The organism is Pseudanabaena sp. SR411, from assembly GCF_002251945.1.
Taxonomy (GTDB): domain Bacteria; phylum Cyanobacteriota; class Cyanobacteriia; order Pseudanabaenales; family Pseudanabaenaceae; genus Pseudanabaena.
In genome coordinates this window covers 35817-56315 of sequence record NZ_NDHW01000062.1, presented here as the reverse complement: position 1 = coordinate 56315, position 20499 = coordinate 35817, and the positions used below count along the sequence as shown (strand labels likewise).

The following is a 20499-nucleotide window of genomic DNA, read 5'->3' as shown; positions in this document are numbered from 1 at the left end:
TATAGCAAAGCAAGTTTTGCTTAGGACATAAAACCCCAGAATCGAGTGGCGGCGCGAAGCGCCGCCACTCGATTCTGGGGTTTTGGTTTGTACTAGCTAACTCTTGTTTTGCTATAAATTAAATCGCAAAACCCTTAAAGTAGTAAAACCCTCCCATCGTAAAAGATTAAGTTAACGTGAGTTCGATATAGCCATTTGTGCCATGCTTCGCACGGCACAAATGGCAGAAAATGGTAAGAATCGCTTAGCGTTTCTTACCATTTTCTGCTTTCGACGAACTGACGTTAAGTTAAATGATTATAGAATTTGATTGTGTAATTCACAGCCTATAAAATTGGTTTATCATTGATAAAAAACAGGCTAAAATTAGACTAGCTAATTTTTGTTATAATTCGCTACTACCTAGCCAATTAAACGCCAAGGAATTTAGCCAAATCCTATAGTTACGTTTTTACAAATATACATTCATGAATTAACGCATTATGTCTACATCAGTAACATCTCAAGAGTCCCCAGTTGCTCAAGACCGCATTATCTTTTTTGACACCACCTTACGCGATGGCGAACAGTCCCCAGGCGCAACTCTGAACGTGGAGCAAAAATTGCTAATCGCGCAGCAACTGGCTCGACTTGGTGTAGACATTATCGAGGCTGGGTTTCCCTTTGCTAGTAAAGGCGATTTTCATGCTGTCCAAGAAATTGCTAAGCTCGTTGGTACGGAAAATGGCCCCACAATCTGCGGTTTAGCGCGTGCCACCAGATCGGATATTGAAGCGGCTGCCGAAGCGGTCAAACCTGCGGCAAAAGGTCGTATTCATACTTTTCTTGCCACCTCCGATATTCACTTGGAATATAAGCTCCGCAAAACTCGCGCTGAAGTTTTGGCGATCGTGCCAGACATGGTTGCCTATGCCAGATCTAAAGTTGCAGATGTCGAGTTTTCCCCTGAAGATGCTGGACGCTCTGATCCTGAGTTTCTTTATCAAGTCTTAGAAGCAGCGATCGCCGCAGGAGCCTCGACGGTAAATATTCCTGACACCGTGGGCTATTTAACACCATCTGAGTTTGGAGCTTTAATCAAGGGTATTAAAGACAATGTGCGAAATATTGATCAAGCGATAATTTCTGTACATGGTCATAATGATCTTGGCTTAGCGGTTGCCAACTTCCTTGAAGCCGCCAAAAATGGGGCGCGTCAAATGGAATGCACAATCAACGGGATCGGTGAACGGGCAGGTAATGCCGCTCTCGAAGAATTGGTGATGGCGTTGCATGTGCGCCGCACCTATTTCAATAGCTTCCTCGGTCGTCCAGCCGAATCAACTGCTCCACTCTGCAATATTGATACAAGGCAGATTTATAAAACTTCGCGCCTTGTGTCTAATCTCACAGGCATGTTGGTGCAACCCAATAAAGCGATCGTGGGTGCAAATGCCTTTGCCCATGAGTCAGGTATCCATCAAGATGGAGTATTAAAAAATCGTCTCACCTACGAAATCATGGATGCTCAGTCCATCGGCTTAACCGATAACTTGATCGTGCTTGGTAAACTTTCGGGACGTAATGCTTTGAGTTCTCGACTCAAAGAGCTTGGCTTTGAGCTTTCAGAACAAGAACTTAATGCTGCCTTTGTGCGCTTTAAGGAACTTGCTGATAAGAAACGCGAGATTAGCGATCGCGACTTAGAGGCGATCGTCAACGACGAGATTCGTCATGCACCCGAAGCATTCAAGCTTGATCATGTACAAGTAAGCTGTGGCGATCGCGCCATTCCTACAGCAACAATTACGATCATCATGCCCAATGGAGAAGAAATTACCGATGCGTCAGTGGGAACTGGTCCTGTTGATGCGATTTACAAAGCGATTAATCGCATTGTAGATGTCCCGAATCAGTTGATCGAGTACTCCGTCCAGTCCGTTACCGCAGGTATCGATGCCCTCGGCGAAGTTACAATTCGCCTCAAGCATCCTGATGTCGGCACTCTCTCTGGACATTCCGCCAACACCGATATTATTGTTGCCTCGGCGAGAGCCTATCTCAGTGCTTTGAACAAGCTCTACTTTGCGCTTCAAACACCGAATACAAAAATAAGCGATCGCGACAAACTCAAAAAAGAGGCAGCTTTATAAACAAAAAAAACGGCGCAAAGCGCCGTTTTTTTTGTTTATAAAGCTTGCAAAGCCAGATGAAATGCGGTGATCGATTTGGCATCCAAACTAGTATCGGCACTCTGCGATCGCAACAACGCTTCTATCTCTTCACGGCTCAATAACACAACTTCTATCTCTTCATCTTCATCTTGAGCAGGAGGATGTTCTAGCTTCTCCAGCCCTTGAGCTAGATATGCATGAATAATCTCATCAGAATAACCTGGGCAAATATAGAAACCTCCTAAATATTGCCATTGGCTAGCTCGATAGCCTGTTTCTTCTTCAATTTCGCGCTTGATTGTTACATCATGATCTTCACCAACTTCCAAAGTTCCCGCAGGAAATTCTAATAAATAGCGCTGAATTGCAAATCGATATTGCTTAACTAACACGAATTTGCCATCGTCTGTCACAGGAACCGCCATTCCTGCCCCCGGATGCTTAATGTAGGCATATTCACCTGTTACGCCATGGGGTAACTTGATGCGATCAACATGGAAGGAAAATTTGCGACCTTGATAGCTGAGACGATTTTGTAAAATTTCTGAGGCTGTAGGATCTGACATGGATATTTTTGTTAACTAATTTCAGCACATTTTGTCACAAGATAAGAAGCCACGCTTCGTGTCGCAGCAATCCTAAATGGGTTGTGAGAGTGCTCCCCGAAGGGGAGCACTCTCACAACCCTCCAAATCTTACAACTCATTACCCAAAAAGATGAAGGCGGCGCTTTGCGCCGCCTTCATCTTTTTGGGTTTTATGTTCTAGGCAAAACTTACTTTGCTATATACTTTTTTCTGACTCAAGCAATTAGCCAACAAGTGAGCGCCGCCGCGATCGCATCGGCGGCATCATCAGGACGGGGAATTGCATCAAGACTAAGTTCCCGTTTCACTGCTTCCTGCACATCATTTTTATCCGCATTGCCATGACCAGTGAGAGCTTGCTTGATTTGTGGTGGTGAGAACTCAATCGGTTCAATATTGTGTTGATTAAGAACTAATACGATTACGCCTCTAGCTTGAGCCACATTTACCAAGTTTCCCATTCGATAAAAGAATAGCTTCTCCATTCCCACCACTTGCGGTTGGAACTGCTCGATCAGCGTATGCATATCTTCGTAAATAGTCTTAAGGCGATCGCCGATTGGTGTTTGCTTCGGTGTCACGATAGTGCCAAATTCCAATAGTTTTGGGGAGGCAGGTTTCTCAACCTCAATCAAACCAAATCCGACAATTGCTAACCCTGGGTCAATTCCTAAAATTTTCATGCAAGCGATCCTAGCACTCAATTGTCTACCCAAACCAAAAGAGAGTAGCAGTACGAAGCGCCGCTACTCTCTTTTGGTTTAGGTGCAAAGCGCTGTAACATTGCTTTTATAGAGATTTTTGTAGAGATTTGGGTGAATTCAATGGCGATCGCATTACCGAAAAAAATCATGCTGCTTGGCTCTGGCGAACTAGGTAAGGAGGTGGTGATTGCCTCGCAAAGACTCGGTAATACAGTGATTGCGGTTGATCGCTATGACAACGCCCCTGCGATGCAAGTTGCCGATTATCGCGAAGTGATCTCCATGTTGGACGGTGATGCTCTCGAAGCCGTTATCAAAAAATATCAACCCGATCTGATCGTGCCAGAAGTGGAAGCAATCCGTACTGAGAAACTACTCGAACTAGAAGCGCAGGGTTACACTATCATTCCCACGGCAGCCGCTACCAACTTTACGATGAACCGTGATCGCATTCGTGATTTAGCCAGCCATGAATTGGGCTTACGCACTGCCAAATATGCCTATGCTAAAAGCCTCGACGAACTAAAAACTGTCGCCGCCGAGATTGGTTTCCCAAATGTAATTAAACCCGTTATGTCCTCCTCTGGTAAAGGGCAATCCGTTGTCAATTCTGCCGAAGAACTGGAAACAGCATGGAATTATGCGATCGCAGGCGGGCGGGGTGATACAGCTAAAATCATCATCGAAGAATTTATCAATTTTGAAGTCGAAATTACTCTGTTAACCATCCGTCAGTGGCAAGGAGAGACGCTATTTTGTGAAGCGATCGGGCATCGTCAGGAACGAGGTGACTATCAAGAATCATGGCAACCTGTCGGCTTAACCTCTACCCAAGTCAAGGATGCACAGGACATCGCCCGCAAAGTCACCGATAAACTCGGCGGCGCAGGTATTTTCGGCGTAGAATTTTTTATCACCAAAGATGAAGTAATTTTCTCGGAACTTTCCCCCCGTCCTCACGACACGGGCATGGTGACTCTCATCTCCCAAAACCTCAACGAGTTTGAGATCCATTTACGCGCAATTTTAGGCTTACCGATGCCCTCGATTGAATTACTCAGTCCGTCCGCTAGTGCTGTCATTCTTGCTAGCGAAACCAGCAAAAATATTTCCTTTACATGCGTAGCGGAAGCCCTTGCGATTCCTAACACCGATCTGCGTTTATTTGGCAAACCCGATTCCCGTCCCTACCGCCGCATGGGTATCGCTCTCGCTAAAGGCAAAGATGTCACCGAAGCCCGTCAAAGAGCCACTGAAGCCGCCGCCAAAGTCCAAATTATTTATTAGGTTATAGCGATCGCCATTAATCACAATTAAATTTTGAAGATACATGGAGTATCTAAAAACTTAACCTGAGATGGTTTTGATATATCTGCAAGGCTTTTAAGCTATAATGGCAGAGTGTTTTTGAGTCTTGGCTCAAAACACATCCTAAAACACTATCAAGAGCGCTAAAAAGTTTTTTGTAACTTTTTTCATAGCCATCTTGCAAGCGACATAATTTCTGGAGTTGTTTACCTTCATGCCTGAGATCGTTACAGAAACTTACAATGCCAATCAGATCCAAGTACTTGAGGGTCTAGAAGCAGTTCGTAAACGACCTGGGATGTATATCGGCACAACTGGGCCAAAAGGATTACATCACCTCGTTTTTGAGGTCGTTGACAACAGCGTAGACGAAGCCCTTGCAGGACATTGCGATCGCATTTTAGTTGAGCTTCTGCCCGATGGCTCTGTACAAGTCTCCGATAATGGGCGCGGCATCCCCATTGACATTCACCCCAAAACTGGTAAATCAGCCCTCGAAACTGTACTAACTGTTCTCCACGCTGGTGGTAAATTCGGTGATGGCGGCTATAAAGTATCAGGCGGTTTACACGGTGTTGGTATCTCCGTAGTTAATGCCCTATCGGAATGGGTGGAGGTCTCGGTATGGCGATTGGATACAGTTTATACCCAAAGATATGAGCGTGGTTTTCCTGTTAGCGATCTCATCCCTAGCAAGAGTCAGGAAACAAGGCGCGGTACACAGGTACGTTTCAAGCCTGATCCGCAAATCTTTACTACTCAAACTGATTTTGAATATGACATTCTCGCTAGTCGCCTCAAAGAGCTTGCCTACCTCAATGCTGGCGTAAAAATCGAATATTGCGATCGCCGTGGTGCAGAACTTCGCACCGATATCTATTGTTATGAAGGTGGTATTCGCGAATACGTCGCCTACATGACCCGCGACAAGGAACCGATTCACCCTGACATTATCTATGTGAATGGTGAGCGCGATAATGTAGCGGTGGAAGTCGCTTTGCAATGGTGTATTGACTCCTACAACGACAATGTTCTCGGCTTTGCGAATAACATCCGCACCATCGATGGTGGTACACACCTTGAGGGTCTAAAGACTGTCCTCACCCGCACAATGAATGCCACGGCGCGTAAGCTGAAAAAGCTCAAAGATGGCGACTCAAATCTGGCTGGTGAAAACGTCCGTGAAGGTTTAACGGCAGTGATTTCGGTTAAAGTTGCCGATCCAGAATTTGAAGGTCAAACTAAAACCAAACTAGGCAATACTGAAGTCAGAGGTATCGTTGATTCGTTCGTGGGTGAAGTTCTCAATGAATATCTTGAGTTTCATCCTGCGGTGGCGACTTCGATTATTGAGAAAGCACTACAAGCCTTTAATGCTGCGGAAGCCGCCCGTCGCGCCCGTGAGCTAGTCCGCCGTAAATCCGCTCTAGAGTCTTCGACCTTACCTGGAAAGCTTGCCGATTGCAGTTCTCGCGATCCCAAAGAATCCGAGATCTTCATCGTTGAGGGAGATTCCGCAGGTGGCTCGGCAAAACAAGGACGCGATCGCCATTATCAGGCAATCCTTCCATTGCGCGGTAAAGTTCTCAACATCGAGAGAGCCGATGATAGCAAGATTTATAAAAACAATGAAATCCAAGCACTGATTACTGGCTGTGGGCTGGGGATTAAAGGTGAAGACTTTAATGAGTCCCAACTGCGTTATCACAAAATCATTCTTCTTGCTGATGCGGACGTTGACGGAGCGCACATTCGGACATTGTTGCTGACATTCTTTTATCGCTATCAGCGAGAATTGCTTGATCGCGGTTTTATTTATATCGGTTGTCCTCCACTATATAAATTAGAGCGTGGTAAAACCGCTCAGTACTGCTACAGCGATAACGACTTACAAAAATTAATTGCCACCTTCCCTCCCAATGCGAACTACAACATTCAGCGCTTTAAAGGTTTAGGCGAGATGATGCCACAGCAGCTCTGGGAAACGACCATGAACCCTGCCACGCGATCGCTTAAACGTCTCACCATCGAAGATGCTGCCGAAGCCGATCGCATTTTCACAATTTTGATGGGCGATAAAGTTGCGCCGCGCCGTGAGTTTATTGAAACCTATGGTTCCAAACTAGGACTTGCGGACTTGGATATCTAAATAAAAAAGGCGGCGCACTGCGCCGCCTTTTTTATGATTGTTGATTGACAAATTCTCGAAAAGTTTGTGTAGAATCTCGACGCTGATATTGATAGTTCTGTAATAACTGTTCGATTAGAGCAGGTAAATTTTTAGCATCATAATCTGTATAGATCTCTCTACCAAAATTAGAATCACCATCACCTACATAAACTCTATAGGTTTCAGTATTAATTCCGCCCATCCCAACCACCGCAATATCACTAGGATGATGCTGAGCGCAGGACTTTTCACAGCCAGAAAAATGGATATTAATTGGGTGATCGAGTTGAATGCAGTTTTCTAAATAAGCGGCTACTTGCTTAGCATCAGCTTGCGTGTCTGTATGTGCTGATTTACATCCTTTATAACCAGAACAAGCAGCGATCGCAGCATAGGGATGATTAGCCAAAATATACAATCCTAAATTCAAGATCTCTTGCTTTACTTTCTCAAGATCAGCTTTCGCAATATCCGTAATCAACAGGTTTTGCCAAGGAGTTAACCGCAAAGCTCCACCACCATATTGTTTCGCAAGATTACTTAGACCAGTGAGTTGCTGCGAAGTTAACCTTCCCAATGGAACAACCACACCGATATAGAAAAGTCCTGATTGTTTTTGAGAATGAATCCCTAAATGCTCATAAACCTCCAACGATCTTGTTCCCCTCTCCCCTAATGGGAGAGGGGCTAGGGGTGAGGGTCTTAATGCGTAACCTAATTTCTTTGTAACCAGAGCAAGATACTTTTCCACACCCCAATCATGCAGTAATTCTCGTAATCTAGGAGGACGCGATCGCGAATGAGTTTTCTGCTCTAGCTTTTGCTCTGTATATTGCCGATAAACTTCTGTTAGAGCCGCAAGAACCTCTAAGACTTGTTTCTGAGGGACTAAAACACCGACTGGTGCTGGTGAATCACCGCGATCGCCTAAGCCTAAATGCAAATCAAAATAAATCTCGCCATTAATTTCAGTAGCTACTAAACAAATATCATTGGGGCGATCGCTAACTCTAATTGCTTCACTGCCATCAAAACAAATGCTGAATTTATTTGAGAGAATCGCTAATTCGGGATGCTGTAATAGATAGAAGTTCCATGCTTTAACCAATGGAATTGTATTGATTTTTGCGTGGGCATCAATCCCAGCGCTAGGACTCGCCATCATATTCCGCAAGCCATCAGTGCTTTCGTTACTAGAAGCAAGTCCATAATCTTGCAGATCTAGAAGTGCTTCCTTGGTTAGAGCCTGACTGGTGCGGATTTGCAGATTAGCGCGATTAGTAATTTGGATTTCGCCATTACCAAATTTATTAACGACCGCTGTGAGAACTTCGCATTGCGTAGAAGTAATTAATCCCGCAGGTAAACGGATACGCGAAAGAATGCCGTCTTGAGCAGTGGCGGCATTAAAGAGGCTGGGACAAATAGCTGTAGTAGATTGCAATTGAGAAAATTCCAAAAAAAATAATCACATTGAAAAGGCGCGTTGCACCTTCTCAATGTCTATAAACTTAGCGCCGCTTCAATTTGCGATCGCTCTAAAGATTGACCGATAAATACCAAACGAGTTTGACGTTTCTCATCACTAGTCCACAGGCGATCATAGGAAGTCTCAAGGCGATCTCCTACGCCTTGTAAAACCATTCGCATCGGCTTATTCGGGACATTCACAAAGCCCTTAATCCGATAGATCTCTTGATCAGCGATCGCTTGTTTCAGCGATGTTAATAACTGAGTCGGCTCAAAAGCGCGATCGGTAACGATATTGATCGAATTAATATCATCATCATGTTCATGCTCTTCTTCAGAATCATGATGGCTAGGACGAGAATCTAAATTATCCTCAACCGCCGCATTGAAGCCCAATAGAATCTCAGAGCTAATTTTGCCTTCATCACAAGCAATTACCTTAACGCCATCGCGCAATTCTTGCTTGAGCCATGAATGCACTTTATTTTGAGCGTCAGCATCCACCAAATCAGTTTTCGTTAATAAAACCAAATCGGCACAGGCTAACTGATCTTCAAATAGTTCTTCAATGGGAGTTTCATGATCGAGATTGGGATCTTGTTGGCGCTGAGAATTTAAAGCCTCAAGATCGCTCACCAGTCTGCCACTAGCAACTGCCTCACAATCAACCACCGTAATTACGCCATCAACCGTCGCGCCATTGCGAATCTCTTGCCAACGGAAGGCTTGGATTAGGGGTTTGGGTAATGCTAAGCCAGAGGTTTCGATGAGGATACAGTCGATGCGATCGCGTCTTTTTAGAAGTTCCTGCATCGTTGGCAAGAATTCCTCTTGAACCGTGCAGCACAGACAGCCATTGGTCAATTCCACAATGTTGGGTTTAACCTCTGTGCCATCTTCATCGCAGACGCGACAAGAACGCAGCAAGTCTCCGTCAATACCAATCTCACCAAATTCATTCACAAGCACAGCAATGCGCCGACCTTGATTGTTTTGTAACTGTTCCCTAATTAGGGTGGTTTTGCCACTACCTAAAAAGCCAGTAATCACCGTTACAGGTATTTTCGCTGCCATAATTATCTCTAAAATCTCCTTTAAAAAATTCCCAAAGCTCTACATGGTAGAAATTCAAAATTAGGAGCAGTTCATGAACTGCTCCTAATTTTTGAAAATTATCTAGCCCTTAGGCATAGGGAAAATCAGGGATGAAAGATTAGAGGCTAAAAATGTAGCACCGATTCCACAAATGACTAAGCCTGCTGATTTGAGGCTAGGCGATACTTGAGAGAAATCACCCTTAAGGACTTTCTGACCAACTAAGAAAGCAGAACCCGAAATAACTAGTTGAATTAAGGTAAACCCAACTAAATAGGAGACTAACGCGGTAGTCTGTGCGCCAAAAATTGCTTCCCCATAGGCATGACCATGAAACAGTCCTGAGACTGTGGATAAAGCAATCATCACTAATGCATTAGGGCTAGTTTTGGTGGTTAGAAAAATGCCAAATAGCAAAATTGAACCTGGAACCACTAGCTCGACTACGGGCAAATTAACACCCATGAGGTGAAGTCCAGTGCCAAGCATTGCCGATAAAACAAAGGATAGGGGAATTAAGAAACCTTGAGGCTTGAGTGCTGCAAATAAACCGACAGCCACAATAAAAGCAAGGTGGTCAAGCCCAATTACAGGGTGAGCCAATCCTGACATGAAGCCTTCAAAAAAGTTACTAGGAACTCGTCCGCCCATCGGATGGTGTGCTGATGCGGGGTTAGCAAACACCAAAAAGCTAAAACCAAAGGCGATCGCCAAAGCTCTAGACTGGATTGACGAGAAAATCTTAGACAAATTCATACTCTGTAACTCGCAGATATAAACAAATTAAACTAGTTCTAGCGGGCATCCTGACTTTAGCGGCTATATATTTAGCTAACAGCTTTTACAGTTGCGGTACAGCGTTGGACTTTCACCAAACTTTCCCCATCTTTTAAATTAAGCAAATACAAATAATCTACTTAATTTCACTTTTTAACGGCTGATCCCCGTTAAAACTAGAACAGCTTTATGACTCTACAATAATTCGCAGACCTTATGAGCAAATCTTCACAGATTGACAAAGTTGGAGAGCGGATATAAAGCTTTTTGCTCAATCATTGAACATATAGCAACGCAAGAGATAGCTCGGACAAATCAAACCCCAAAAGATAAGTGGCGGCGCGAAGCGCCGCCACTCATCTTTTGGTAAGCAAAACTTACATTGCTAAATAATTCCATCAGCAGCCATTTCTTCGCGGGTGTAATTAATTGAAAAATCCAAGAAAAACCCATAAAGCTCAATCTCAGCAACCGCAGGGAAAAGCCGTAAAGTACTGATACCTAAATTTTTAGGATTATCTGCTAGCCAACCAAAGGCTTCCTTAGTATGTGCGCGCACGATTAAGACTTCTCCCTCAGAATTATGGCTAAGAGATAGCTCTGCATCCCCTGGTCTTAAATACATTTCACTATAAATCTGTCCTAGCATTCGCCACTGTTGTCGCCAATAGGTCATCCCCTGCCTCTCATGCTCGATCGCATATTCTGCTAGAGGTGCAATATTTCGCCAAGTAATATCTTCCCTTTGAAAAATTAGACGTAGTTCACTAATAGCTTGTTCACATTCATCTTCAAACTTGAGTAATGGAATCGGATCGGCTAGACGACGTGGTGTTTTTCCTAAAGTCATCAGTGATTGAATGACAGTTGATTCAATCTGGCTAGATAGCTGCTCTTTTGCCTTTTGAGTTTGCCAAATCACACCTTGTTCAGTGGTGGCATACAATGCGGGCAGACGATTTAGCACGTATGCACATACATCATCAATCCCAACCTTACGGGGCAGAACATTTGCCATATGGGTCAATTGATTTTTTATTTCTTGCTTTGCTAAATCTTCTAAAACATTGGTTAGGAAATAAGAAGCAGAAAGAATATACGATGTAAGTTCAGGATTGGGTAATTCAATATTATTATGCCAATCACGATGCTCATGCTGATGAGATTCTTTGCGGTGTAAATAGCCTTTAATATCTCGCAATCGATGGCGATCGTTAATACTTAAACTTGCATATTCTGGGGTGTGACTAACTAAAGTAAGTGCTTCCTGAAAAGCTTGTGGCACATCTTGCCATTGCAAAGCAGACTTACTCAAAAGTTTTTGTAACCTTGCCAGAATATGAGCAGGGGTTTCAACTTTACTAGCCGCAATTTTGGTCGATTTTCGCAAAGGATCACGCTTTACGCCTAGCAGAGCCTGCTGCACTGCGCTGACAATCTGGTGCTGTAGTTCATTGTGGGCGCGTTTACGTTGTTGCAGCCATCCTCGACTGGTACTTGCATAGAGTACTGGCAATCGATTGAGTGCAAAGGCGGCGACCTCGCTGAGGTTAATCGCTTCGCGAGCGGCGGGGCTGAGGTGCTTGATTTGTTCTTGCACCTCTACAACAACGATTTCCTCAAGGACATTTTTGAGGCTAGTCATAGGTTTTACTACGAGAAATTTTAAGTTTGATAGCCTGTATAAATATTAATTTCAGTATTTATCGTTATTCAATCAGTATTCAATTGATGAATAATTTATAGTAATTTGCGATCGGATAAATAATTAGATTTTATTGAACGTATTACAAAAAAATACTTTCAACAAAATACATCTATCCCCTTCAGCATAAAGTACTGTGATTAGTCATTTATAGCTATCGCCACTTGATATTAGGACAAATCCAAACCCAAGAAGCGAATAGCGGCGAGAGGCGCTGCCATTCATCTTCTGGATTTTGCTTCCTAAATCAATACTGGCGACAGCTATATTAGGTTGATTTAAATGATTTTTTTAAGACAATTAAACTGAGTTATTAAAATACATCTAGCTACTAACTTGCCCAAATTTATAGCACTTTATCGCAATCTTTAAAAATCCCGAAAAGTAGAGATTGGCTCACTTCGCCCAAACCCTCACGATTGGTCTAAGGAGAATTATCAAAAATTGTCATTTGTGATTCTTTAGGTAAATCTTGAGCCGCTTTTAAGGATGACTTTGGTGCGCGATCGCTTGATTGACTATTTGTTTTAGTCGATCCACCTGATCTCAAGCCCGTAGCAATGTGACTATTTTTAGCAATTTGTTCTAAAACTTGCTTAGCGCGGCTAATTACACTGGCTGGTAACCCTGCTAAGCGCCCCACTTCAATACCGTATGAACGATCTGCTCCGCCTTCTTGGACTTGATGTAAGAAAATGATTTCATCTTCTAGTTCTTTGACCGTAACTTGGAAATTGGCAACATTGGGAAGCAGACTCGCGAGTTCATTGAGTTCATGGTAATGGGTAGCAAAAATACCGCGTGCTTTGATTTTATTGGCGATATATTCAGCAACTGACCAAGCGATCGCCATGCCATCAAAGGTGGAAGTACCACGCCCAATTTCATCAAGTAATACCAGAGAATGATCTTTAGCATGATTGAGAATATTAGCGGTTTCATTCATTTCCACCATGAAAGTGGATTGACCTGTGGCAAGATCATCGACTGCACCAACGCGAGTAAAGATGCGATCGCATACCCCTAAAGTCGCCGACTCCGCAGGGACAAAGCTGCCTACTTGCGCCATTAATTGAATTAGTCCTACTTGCCGCAAATAGATACTTTTGCCGCTCATATTTGGTCCTGTTAAGACGATTAAATCTGGGCAGTCTGGATTCTGGACTTCATGACCTAAATAGGTAGAATTAGGAACAAAGAAACCTGCGGGGAGAGACTGCTCAACCACGGGATGACGACCGTTGTGAATGGTGATCGCGCGATCGCTGGTAATTTGGGGACGACAATAGTTATAGGTTACGGCAACCTCGGCGAGACTACATAACACATCGGCGGCGGCGAGGGCTGTGGCGAGGGTTCGCATCGGTTCGATATGTTTAGCAGTAAGTAACCTTAACTCCACAAACAGATCATATTCCAATTGCTTAAGTTCACTATCGGAATTAAGAATCCTTGTTTCTCGCTCTTTGAGTTCAGGTGTAATATAACGCTCTTCATTAGTCAGGGTTTGCTTACGGATGTAATCAGCAGGGGCTTGTTCACTCTTGCCACGAGAGATACTGATGTAATAGCCAAAAGCTTTATTAAAGCCAACTTTGAGCGTATTAATGCCTGTACGTTCCTTTTCCTGCTTCTCAAATGTTGCTAGCCACTCTACATCATCTCGACTTTGTTGGCGAAGGCGATCGAGTTGTTCATTTACTCCCGAACGAATAATATTGCCTTCGGTAATATAAATTGGCGGTTCTTCAACGAGAGTTTTTTGTAATTGATCCCCCAGTTGTAGAAGTTCCGATGGTACGGACTGCAAAGCTTTTAAGTAGCGCGAATTGGATCTCGCCACCACATCCGCAACATCACGCATCCTTTCTAGTGATACTGCGACAGCAATTAAATCGCGTCCATTTGCCGTACCTGCACCAATCCTGCTGCATAAGCGCTCAATGTCATAGATTTGACTCAGACAACTTCTTAAATTCTTGCGTAGAGAATGTTGTTTCAGAAGTTCTGTAATTGTATCGAGACGTTCATTGATCGCGTTGATATCCTTAAGTGGTTGCAATAACCAACGGCGCAAGGCTCGGCTACCCATGCCTGTGGTGGTTTTATCTAGCGCCCATAGCAGTGAACTATAGTAAGTGCCGTCACGCACAGTTTGCGTAATTTCGAGATTGCGGCGCGTTTGATTATCCAGAATTAAGAAGTCAGCGATCGCATAGGTGGAAATCCCTTGCAATGGCATCTTCACACTTTTTTGAGTGGATTCCAGATATTCTAAAATACCTCCTGCGGCTCTAATTGCTAGAGGTAAAGACTTACAGCCAAAGCCCTCAAGCGATCGCACTCTAAAGGTATCGAGAATCCTCTGTTTAGCTTCAGCTAATGCAAAGGCAGATTGCGATCGCGGTGTGTAGCAAAAACTCTCAGGTAAGGCGCTATAGGGTTCAGGTAAACTCGATTGCTTTATTGGCGAAATTCCTTCCCAAAAAGCTTGCGGCTTCTCTGCCTTATAACCGCGAAATAATTGGGGATTAGGGACATCAATGGGAATGAGAACTTCCGCAGGTTGTAAGCGTAATAGTTCTTGAATTAAATGCTCAGTACTATTTAACTGGGTGACGGAAAACTCTCCTGTGGAAATATCAGTATAGGCTAAGCCCCAATTTTCGCCCCCATTAGCGATCGCCACCAAAAAATTATTTTTCTTCGTCGCCAGCATTCCCTCTTCGATCACGGTTCCCGGGGTAATTACCCTTGTGACTTCGCGCCTTACTAGACCTTGTGCTTCTGAAGCTGCTTCCATCTGATCGCAAACGGCGATCGAGTAGCCTTTTTCAACTAACTGATTAGCATAGCGATCAAGGGCATGGTGCGGAATTCCTGCCATGGCGATGCGCCCGATCGCCTTACCACCGTCACGCCCTGTTAGCACTAATTCCAATTCCCGCGAAATTAGTTCTGCATCCTCGAAAAATGCTTCAAAAAAATCTCCCAACCGATACAACATCACGGCATGGGGATACTGCTCTTTCATTTCGATATAGTGCTGCATCATTGGTGTGAGGGCAGCACGATTAACTAGAGCCGACGATAGAGCTAGTTCAGCCATTCAAATTTCGATCTTGAAACAATGTAACCAAACTATTGTAAACGCCATTTTGTCTTTGTATAGCTGTCGCCAGTCTTGTTAAGACGCAAACCCAGAAGACGAGTTGCGGCGCTTCGCGCCGCAACTCGTCTTCTGGGTTGTGATTTGTCCTAACACAAATGGTGACAGCTCTATAGCGGCGATCTTGCAATCGCCTATATCTAGCTATACCCTATAATCAAAAGGTAACTATTTATGGTTTGGATCTAGGTGGCACTTAAGTTTAAATTTGCGATCGTCTCCGATTTGCATATCGCATTGCCCCATACGATTTGGCAGCATCCTGCACGATTTCATCTTGTTGAGTACAGCATCTCCGCATTTGAAGAAGTACTGTCACACCTTGCTAGTCTAGATTTAGACTTTCTACTTTTACCAGGGGATCTCACACAGCATGGAGAACCAGATAACCATCAATGGTTATCGGAGCGACTCGCGAAACTTCCTTATCCCGTCTATGTGATTGCGGGAAACCATGACGTACCAAGGATCGATACCTTTGATAAATTCTCTCCTCACTATACTAGGTTTGGCTTTGAGCATGGACCTAGCGAACCAAATAAACTTTATTATGAATGCGAAGTATTACCTAAAGTTCGTCTAATTGGATTGAACTCTAATCAATTTGATGCTGATGGACAACAAATTGGCTGGATCGATGATGAGCAGTTAGTTTGGTTGCAATCGGTTCTTGAAAACCAAGACTATGAATTGAACTTAGTGACGATTCATCATAATGTGTTGGAACACATGCATGACCAATCCCGTAATGCTCTCGGTAAGCGCTATATGCTGGGAAATAATGAGCGGCTATGCAAAGTTTTACATCAGGCAAATGTGAAGTTAGTCTTTACTGGACATCTCCATGTGCAGGATATTGCCTATAGCGATCGCTACGATCTCTATGACATCACTACAGGTTCTCTGGTGAGCTATCCCCATCCTTACCGCGTTCTCAATTACATTTCTGATGCAGCAGGCGATCGCCTAGAAATAGAATCTTTTCGTGTCAAATCGATTCCTGAGCAAGCTGATCTATTACATTTCTCACGCGAATGGATGGGAAATCATTCCCATCCATTTGTACTGAGATTACTAACTCATCCGCCTCTCAATTTGCCTGTAGAGTTAGCGGAAACCTTAACACCACAACTTCGTTATTTTTGGGCTTATATTGCGGATGGTGATGCCAAATTTGAGTTTCCTAACTTTCCGCCAATAGCTAAAGAATTTTTTGAAGCATTTAGCGATATTCCACCCAAAGATAACAACATTACGCTAGTTCTTACATAAAGAACATGAGGCGATGGCTTTGCACTGCCTCATGTTCTGCAAGAATTTAAGAATAATTTATTGATTAGATAAACTAGGCTTAACCCGATAGTGTCGAGAAACACATAGGATCACTAATGTGTACCTCACGCTTTTATGACATATACGTTCTCAAGTTTTGATCTTAACTCCACCCATTCTGTAACCGATTGGCGGCGATCGCTCGAAGAAATTTATCGCGGTCGCACCATGCACACTTACAAGAGTGGACAAATTATTCCCATGTATCCGCATGAAGTATGGGTAGTTTGTCGTGGAGTTGTGCAACTAAATACTTTGCATCCGTCAGGCGATGAAGTTTTGGTTGGCTTTGCAGTACAAGCAATGCCCTTTGGGTTGCCATTAACAAATCTTGAACCTTATCAGGCAATTTCCCTATCAGATGTTGACTTGATGCGGTTTACCTTGATTGAGCTAGAACAATCACCACAGCTTTATCATGGCATTTTGCAACATCTCAACCGTCGTCTTCAACAAACGGAAGCTTTGCTAGCACTAGTTAGTAATAAGCGGGTGGAAGAGCGACTCCGCCAAATCCTGCTTCTGCTTAAGCAAGAAGTTGGCATCCCTGTTGATGGTGGAACTCGTCTGACTGTGCGTCTTACGCACCAGCACCTTGCCAGTGCCATTAGCAGCACCCGCGTCACTGTTACTAGAGCAATGAAATTATTACAAGATGAAGGATGGTTAAAAGTCGATCGCGATCGGCATATAGTTCTTGCATAGCAATCATAAACCCTTTAAAAGTTGATAGGCGGCGCAAAGCGCCGCCTATCAACTTTTAAAGAAATAAAAAAAGGGGCGCGAAGCGCCCCTTTTTTTATTTCTTGAGAATGGTAACAACGAGAGCAGTGCTTTCGGTTACAGGCTTAACACCTTCAGGATAGTTAATTTCGCTAACATGCACACCCTTGCCGATTTCCAGAGGAGCAATATCAATTTCAAAGCTTTCAGGGATATTGCTTGGAGCGCAAGATACACGTACATAGTTCTTGATTGTGTCCACGGAGCCACCGCCAACTTTTACGCCTACAGGTACGCCTACGAAGTGTAAAGGAATGTCTACTTCGATCTTCGACTGAGCCTCGATCGCAAAAAAGCTAAGGTGATAAATATCATTTTTGTAAGGATGATTTTGAACTTCACGCAATAGTGTTTTGCCTTTGAAGTCACCATCGGTTACATTTACTTCGATCATTGTGTTATTGATCGTAGCTTCGCGCAGTAGAGTAGTTGCTTCTTTAGCATCTAAAGCGATCGAGATCGATTCAGCGCCTTTATGTCCATATACAGTTGCAGGAATTTGACCACCGCGACGAAGAGCGCGATTGTTGGCTGGGGGACGTGTAGTAGCGTTAATTTGTAGTTGCATTTTGGTAATTTGTGATTTCTTAATGGCTTTTAGCCGTTAGCGATTAGCTATTGGCTTTTAATTTGTAGTTGTCATTGCCTAGATTTAACCCAGAAGCTAAAAGCTAAAAGCTAGAAGCTGAGTGCCAAATCTAAGCTCTCAACAAACCCCGTTTGGGCCCATGAATGGGGTCTTCCACGATAATGGTTTGTCCTCGGCTTGCACCTAGAGAGATGATTGCGATCGGAGTCCCAGTCAAGTCAGCTAGAAACTTAAGATATTCCTTGGCTTCGGTGGGTAACTCTTCAACGGTTTTACATTCGCTAGTCGATCGCTTCCATCCAGGTAAGGTTTCGTAGATGGGGATCGCTCTAGCAAAAGCTCGTGCGTCACTGGGGAAGTCGTGTGTGACTTTGCCATCAAGTTCGTAGGCGGTACAAACTTTGATTTCTTCGAGATCATCAAGTACGTCAAGCTTAGTGACCGCAAGGCAGTCAAGCCCATTGATCCGCACTGCATAACGACCGATTACGCCGTCAAACCAACCGCAACGACGCTTGCGCCCTGTAGTTGTGCCAAATTCTGCACCAACCTCGCCGATGTGATTGCCAATGTCATCATGCAACTCAGTCGGAAAAGGTCCTTCACCAACGCGAGTTGTGTATGCCTTGGCTACACCAATTACGCGATCGATGCAAGTTGGTCCCACACCAGCACCGATACAAGCACCACCTGCAACGGGATTTGATGAAGTTACATAGGGATATGTGCCATGATCGAGGTCAAGCAATGTTCCCTGTGCGCCTTCAAACAAAATATTGCGACGCTCACGGATAGCTGCATCGATCTTTAGGGAAGCATCAACTACGTGGGGACGGAGGCGATCGGCATAGCCGCGATATTCTTCAATGATCGCTTCAGCATCAAGTGGTTCTAAATTATATAGCTTTTGTAAAACAATGTTTTTTTGTTCGATCGCCCAACGTAGCTTTTTGGCTAAACGCTGTTCGTCCATTAAGTCAATCATCCGAATACCGACACGCTCGGATTTGTCGGTGTAGGTAGGTCCGATGCCACGCCCTGTTGTGCCAATTTTGTGTTCGGCTCGCTGATCCTCTGAGGCGCGATCTAACACACGGTGGTAAGGCATGGTCACATGGGCGGTTTCAGAAATAAACAGGTTGTCTGTCGATATACCCAAATCCTTGAGTCGATCCACTTCTTCTAGAAGCACCTTCGGATCGATCACAGTGCCATTGGCAATGATGCATTCCGTTTTGGGATACAGGATTCCCGAAGGAATCAGGTGTAGCTTAAAGGTGCGATCGCCAACGACGACCGTATGTCCTGCATTATTACCGCCTTGGTAGCGAACAACGACATCTGCGGAGCGGCTCAGCAAATCTGTGATTTTGCCTTTACCTTCATCACCCCACTGTGCCCCAATAACAATTACATTAGCCAAGAGTATTGCTGCTCAATAAAATCTCACAATTGTCAATTATCACAAAAGATTGTATTGATTGTCAATCACTTTCTCTAAAAATAAAGGGCGTGCAAAGCACGCCCTTTATTTTTAGGTTTAAACTTTGAGTAACTCGATCGCTGACTCTGCTGCGGCAATACCCGAATTATAGGCAGCTTCAATATTTTTGCCAGCACACCAGTCACCTGCACAGATAAGCGCTAAGGGGATCGCCGTGGATAAACAAGAAACCCCTAAAGACTCTTCGGCGAGAGCGTAACGCCAACGATGCACTTGCCACCATTCGGGACTAGCTAGCCATTTTTCCAATAATCTCCCCACTTGATTGAGCAGAGGTTTACCCGCAATTTCCAGATCAGGTTCCTCCATTGATTGTTTGGCAAATTCGGCAGTACTTTGCAAGACAAAAACAGGTTGCACAGCTTTGTCTGAATGTTTGCTGCTGTCGTAGCTAATCCAATCAAGAATGGGATCATCGATACATCTAATTGCTTGCCATTCTACTGGCACGGAGTTACTGGCATTGTAACCAGCCATGATTGTCACACTGGGAGCGAATTTGACTGATTGGACAGCTTGCAGAAAACTAGGGGCTAAGGTTAGAACTTCTTCAAATAAAGGTAGAAATTGAGGGGCAGGTATGGTTGAGACGATCGCCGAAGTTTCGAGAGTTTCTTGGCGATCAGTTACTAATTGCCATTTGGTATCGTTGTGGCTGACCCCAACGATGCGGGCATTGTTGATGATGGGAATGTCAATGGCAAGAGATTTGGCGATCGCCGTCATTCCCATCGGACAGCAATAGCGTGGATGTCTGGCATCGGCATCAGGAGGACGCAAGCCAGATGATGATAGTTGATAGACATTGCGCGTCCACTCTTGAACAATGCCTTTCTCTTGCAATTTGCGAACGAATCTCCCAAAACTGTCGCTTTTCACAGATATGAGTTGTGCTCCATGATCGACCCAAGTACCTTGCAAACGTCGAGTTGCCATTCGTCCGCCCACACCTGCTGATTTTTCAACAATGGTGACATTTAGCCCTGCTTGCTTTAGTTGTTGAGCACAGGTTAATCCTGCCATCCCTGCGCCGATCACGATTACATCTTTCATACAGTTTCAGTTCATGCCTCTTGAAGAGCTTAGCTCATCTTTAATTAATCGCAACCATCAAAAACAGTTTTTCACCTCTATACCGCGATCGCGATGAAAA

15 protein-coding genes and 1 riboswitch are annotated in these 20499 nt (G+C 44.1%); of the genes, 5 read left to right on the top strand and 10 right to left on the bottom strand.

Annotated features, from left to right (window positions below):
* Positions 1–482 precede the first annotated feature (482 nt).
* A complete protein-coding gene (locus B9G53_RS05100; RefSeq protein WP_094529842.1) occupies positions 483–2132 on the top strand; it encodes a 2-isopropylmalate synthase in 1650 nt (549 codons plus the stop codon).
* Positions 2133–2167: 35 nt separating this feature from the next.
* Here B9G53_RS05100 and B9G53_RS05095 read toward each other — a convergent pair whose 3' ends face one another.
* Together B9G53_RS05095 and ruvC are read right to left on the bottom strand one after the other, a co-directional pair.
* The gene (locus B9G53_RS05095) at positions 2168–2719 is read right to left on the bottom strand and encodes an NUDIX hydrolase (protein WP_094529840.1); all 552 of its coding nucleotides are present in this window, start codon (positions 2717–2719) and stop codon (positions 2168–2170) included.
* A 236-nt stretch (positions 2720–2955) separates the two neighbouring features.
* Positions 2956–3423, bottom strand: a complete 468-nt coding sequence (gene ruvC, locus B9G53_RS05090) for a crossover junction endodeoxyribonuclease RuvC (RefSeq protein WP_094529838.1) — start codon at positions 3421–3423, stop codon at positions 2956–2958.
* Positions 3424–3564: 141 nt separating this feature from the next.
* Between ruvC and purT the strand changes: the two genes are divergently transcribed.
* Together purT and gyrB are read left to right on the top strand one after the other, a co-directional pair.
* Positions 3565–4731, top strand: a complete 1167-nt coding sequence (purT, locus tag B9G53_RS05085; RefSeq protein WP_094529836.1) for a formate-dependent phosphoribosylglycinamide formyltransferase — start codon at positions 3565–3567, stop codon at positions 4729–4731.
* Positions 4732–4966: 235 nt separating this feature from the next.
* On the top strand, positions 4967–6901 hold the full coding sequence (gyrB, locus tag B9G53_RS05080) for a DNA topoisomerase (ATP-hydrolyzing) subunit B (RefSeq protein WP_094529834.1): 1935 nt from the start codon (positions 4967–4969) through the stop codon (positions 6899–6901).
* A 31-nt stretch (positions 6902–6932) separates the two neighbouring features.
* Here the strand turns inward: gyrB and cobG are convergent, their stop codons facing one another.
* The 5 genes from cobG to mutS form a co-directional block, all read right to left on the bottom strand.
* Positions 6933–8381 carry a precorrin-3B synthase gene (gene cobG, locus B9G53_RS05075; RefSeq protein WP_094529832.1) on the bottom strand — a complete coding sequence of 483 codons (1449 nt, stop codon included), beginning with the start codon at positions 8379–8381 and terminating at the stop codon, positions 6933–6935.
* Between the two features lie 44 nt (positions 8382–8425).
* A complete protein-coding gene (gene cobW, locus B9G53_RS05070) occupies positions 8426–9466 on the bottom strand; it encodes a cobalamin biosynthesis protein CobW (protein WP_094529830.1) in 1041 nt (346 codons plus the stop codon).
* Between the two features lie 102 nt (positions 9467–9568).
* The gene (locus B9G53_RS05065) at positions 9569–10243 is read right to left on the bottom strand and encodes a HupE/UreJ family protein (protein WP_094529828.1); all 675 of its coding nucleotides are present in this window, start codon (positions 10241–10243) and stop codon (positions 9569–9571) included.
* 22 nt (positions 10244–10265) lie between these two features.
* Positions 10266–10412: riboswitch (cobalamin riboswitch) on the bottom strand.
* A 237-nt stretch (positions 10413–10649) separates the two neighbouring features.
* Positions 10650–11909, bottom strand: coding sequence for a late competence development ComFB family protein (locus B9G53_RS05060; RefSeq protein ID WP_094529826.1), 1260 nt, complete (start codon positions 11907–11909; stop codon positions 10650–10652).
* Between the two features lie 484 nt (positions 11910–12393).
* A complete protein-coding gene (gene mutS, locus B9G53_RS05055; protein WP_094529824.1) occupies positions 12394–15078 on the bottom strand; it encodes a DNA mismatch repair protein MutS in 2685 nt (894 codons plus the stop codon).
* A 249-nt stretch (positions 15079–15327) separates the two neighbouring features.
* Between mutS and B9G53_RS05050 the strand changes: the two genes are divergently transcribed.
* Together B9G53_RS05050 and B9G53_RS05045 are read left to right on the top strand one after the other, a co-directional pair.
* Positions 15328–16410, top strand: a complete 1083-nt coding sequence (locus B9G53_RS05050; protein WP_094529822.1) for a metallophosphoesterase — start codon at positions 15328–15330, stop codon at positions 16408–16410.
* 135 nt (positions 16411–16545) lie between these two features.
* Positions 16546–17175 (top strand): Crp/Fnr family transcriptional regulator, encoded by a 630-nt coding sequence (locus tag B9G53_RS05045; protein WP_094529820.1) that lies wholly within the window; start codon positions 16546–16548, stop codon positions 17173–17175.
* A gap of 94 nt (positions 17176–17269) precedes the next feature.
* Here B9G53_RS05045 and B9G53_RS05040 read toward each other — a convergent pair whose 3' ends face one another.
* From B9G53_RS05040 to B9G53_RS05030, 3 genes are all read right to left on the bottom strand, one after another.
* The gene (locus B9G53_RS05040; RefSeq protein ID WP_094529818.1) at positions 17270–17821 is read right to left on the bottom strand and encodes a 50S ribosomal protein L25/general stress protein Ctc; all 552 of its coding nucleotides are present in this window, start codon (positions 17819–17821) and stop codon (positions 17270–17272) included.
* 130 nt (positions 17822–17951) lie between these two features.
* Positions 17952–19265: an adenylosuccinate synthase gene (locus B9G53_RS05035; RefSeq protein ID WP_094529816.1), complete on the bottom strand. Its 1314-nt coding sequence runs from the start codon at positions 19263–19265 to the stop codon at positions 17952–17954.
* Between the two features lie 117 nt (positions 19266–19382).
* Complete coding sequence (locus tag B9G53_RS05030) at positions 19383–20399, bottom strand: NAD(P)/FAD-dependent oxidoreductase (protein ID WP_094529814.1); 1017 nt, start codon at positions 20397–20399, stop codon at positions 19383–19385.
* Positions 20400–20499: the final 100 nt, after the last annotated feature.

What these genes read in the sequence shown, in the direction of transcription:
- B9G53_RS05100 (WP_094529842.1), top strand. Translation starts at nt 483, where the DNA reads ATGTCTACATCAGTAACATCTCAAGAGTCCCCAGTTGCTCAAGACCGC.
- B9G53_RS05095 (WP_094529840.1), bottom strand. Translation starts at nt 2,719, where the DNA reads ATGTCAGATCCTACAGCCTCAGAAATTTTACAAAATCGTCTCAGCTAT.
- mutS (WP_094529824.1), bottom strand. Translation starts at nt 15,078, where the DNA reads ATGGCTGAACTAGCTCTATCGTCGGCTCTAGTTAATCGTGCTGCCCTC.
- purT (WP_094529836.1), top strand. Translation starts at nt 3,565, where the DNA reads ATGGCGATCGCATTACCGAAAAAAATCATGCTGCTTGGCTCTGGCGAA.
- gyrB (WP_094529834.1), top strand. Translation starts at nt 4,967, where the DNA reads ATGCCTGAGATCGTTACAGAAACTTACAATGCCAATCAGATCCAAGTA.
- B9G53_RS05045 (WP_094529820.1), top strand. Translation starts at nt 16,546, where the DNA reads ATGACATATACGTTCTCAAGTTTTGATCTTAACTCCACCCATTCTGTA.
- B9G53_RS05065 (WP_094529828.1), bottom strand. Translation starts at nt 10,243, where the DNA reads ATGAATTTGTCTAAGATTTTCTCGTCAATCCAGTCTAGAGCTTTGGCG.
- cobW (WP_094529830.1), bottom strand. Translation starts at nt 9,466, where the DNA reads ATGGCAGCGAAAATACCTGTAACGGTGATTACTGGCTTTTTAGGTAGT.
- ruvC (WP_094529838.1), bottom strand. Translation starts at nt 3,423, where the DNA reads ATGAAAATTTTAGGAATTGACCCAGGGTTAGCAATTGTCGGATTTGGT.
- B9G53_RS05040 (WP_094529818.1), bottom strand. Translation starts at nt 17,821, where the DNA reads ATGCAACTACAAATTAACGCTACTACACGTCCCCCAGCCAACAATCGC.
- B9G53_RS05030 (WP_094529814.1), bottom strand. Translation starts at nt 20,399, where the DNA reads ATGAAAGATGTAATCGTGATCGGCGCAGGGATGGCAGGATTAACCTGT.
- B9G53_RS05060 (WP_094529826.1), bottom strand. Translation starts at nt 11,909, where the DNA reads ATGACTAGCCTCAAAAATGTCCTTGAGGAAATCGTTGTTGTAGAGGTG.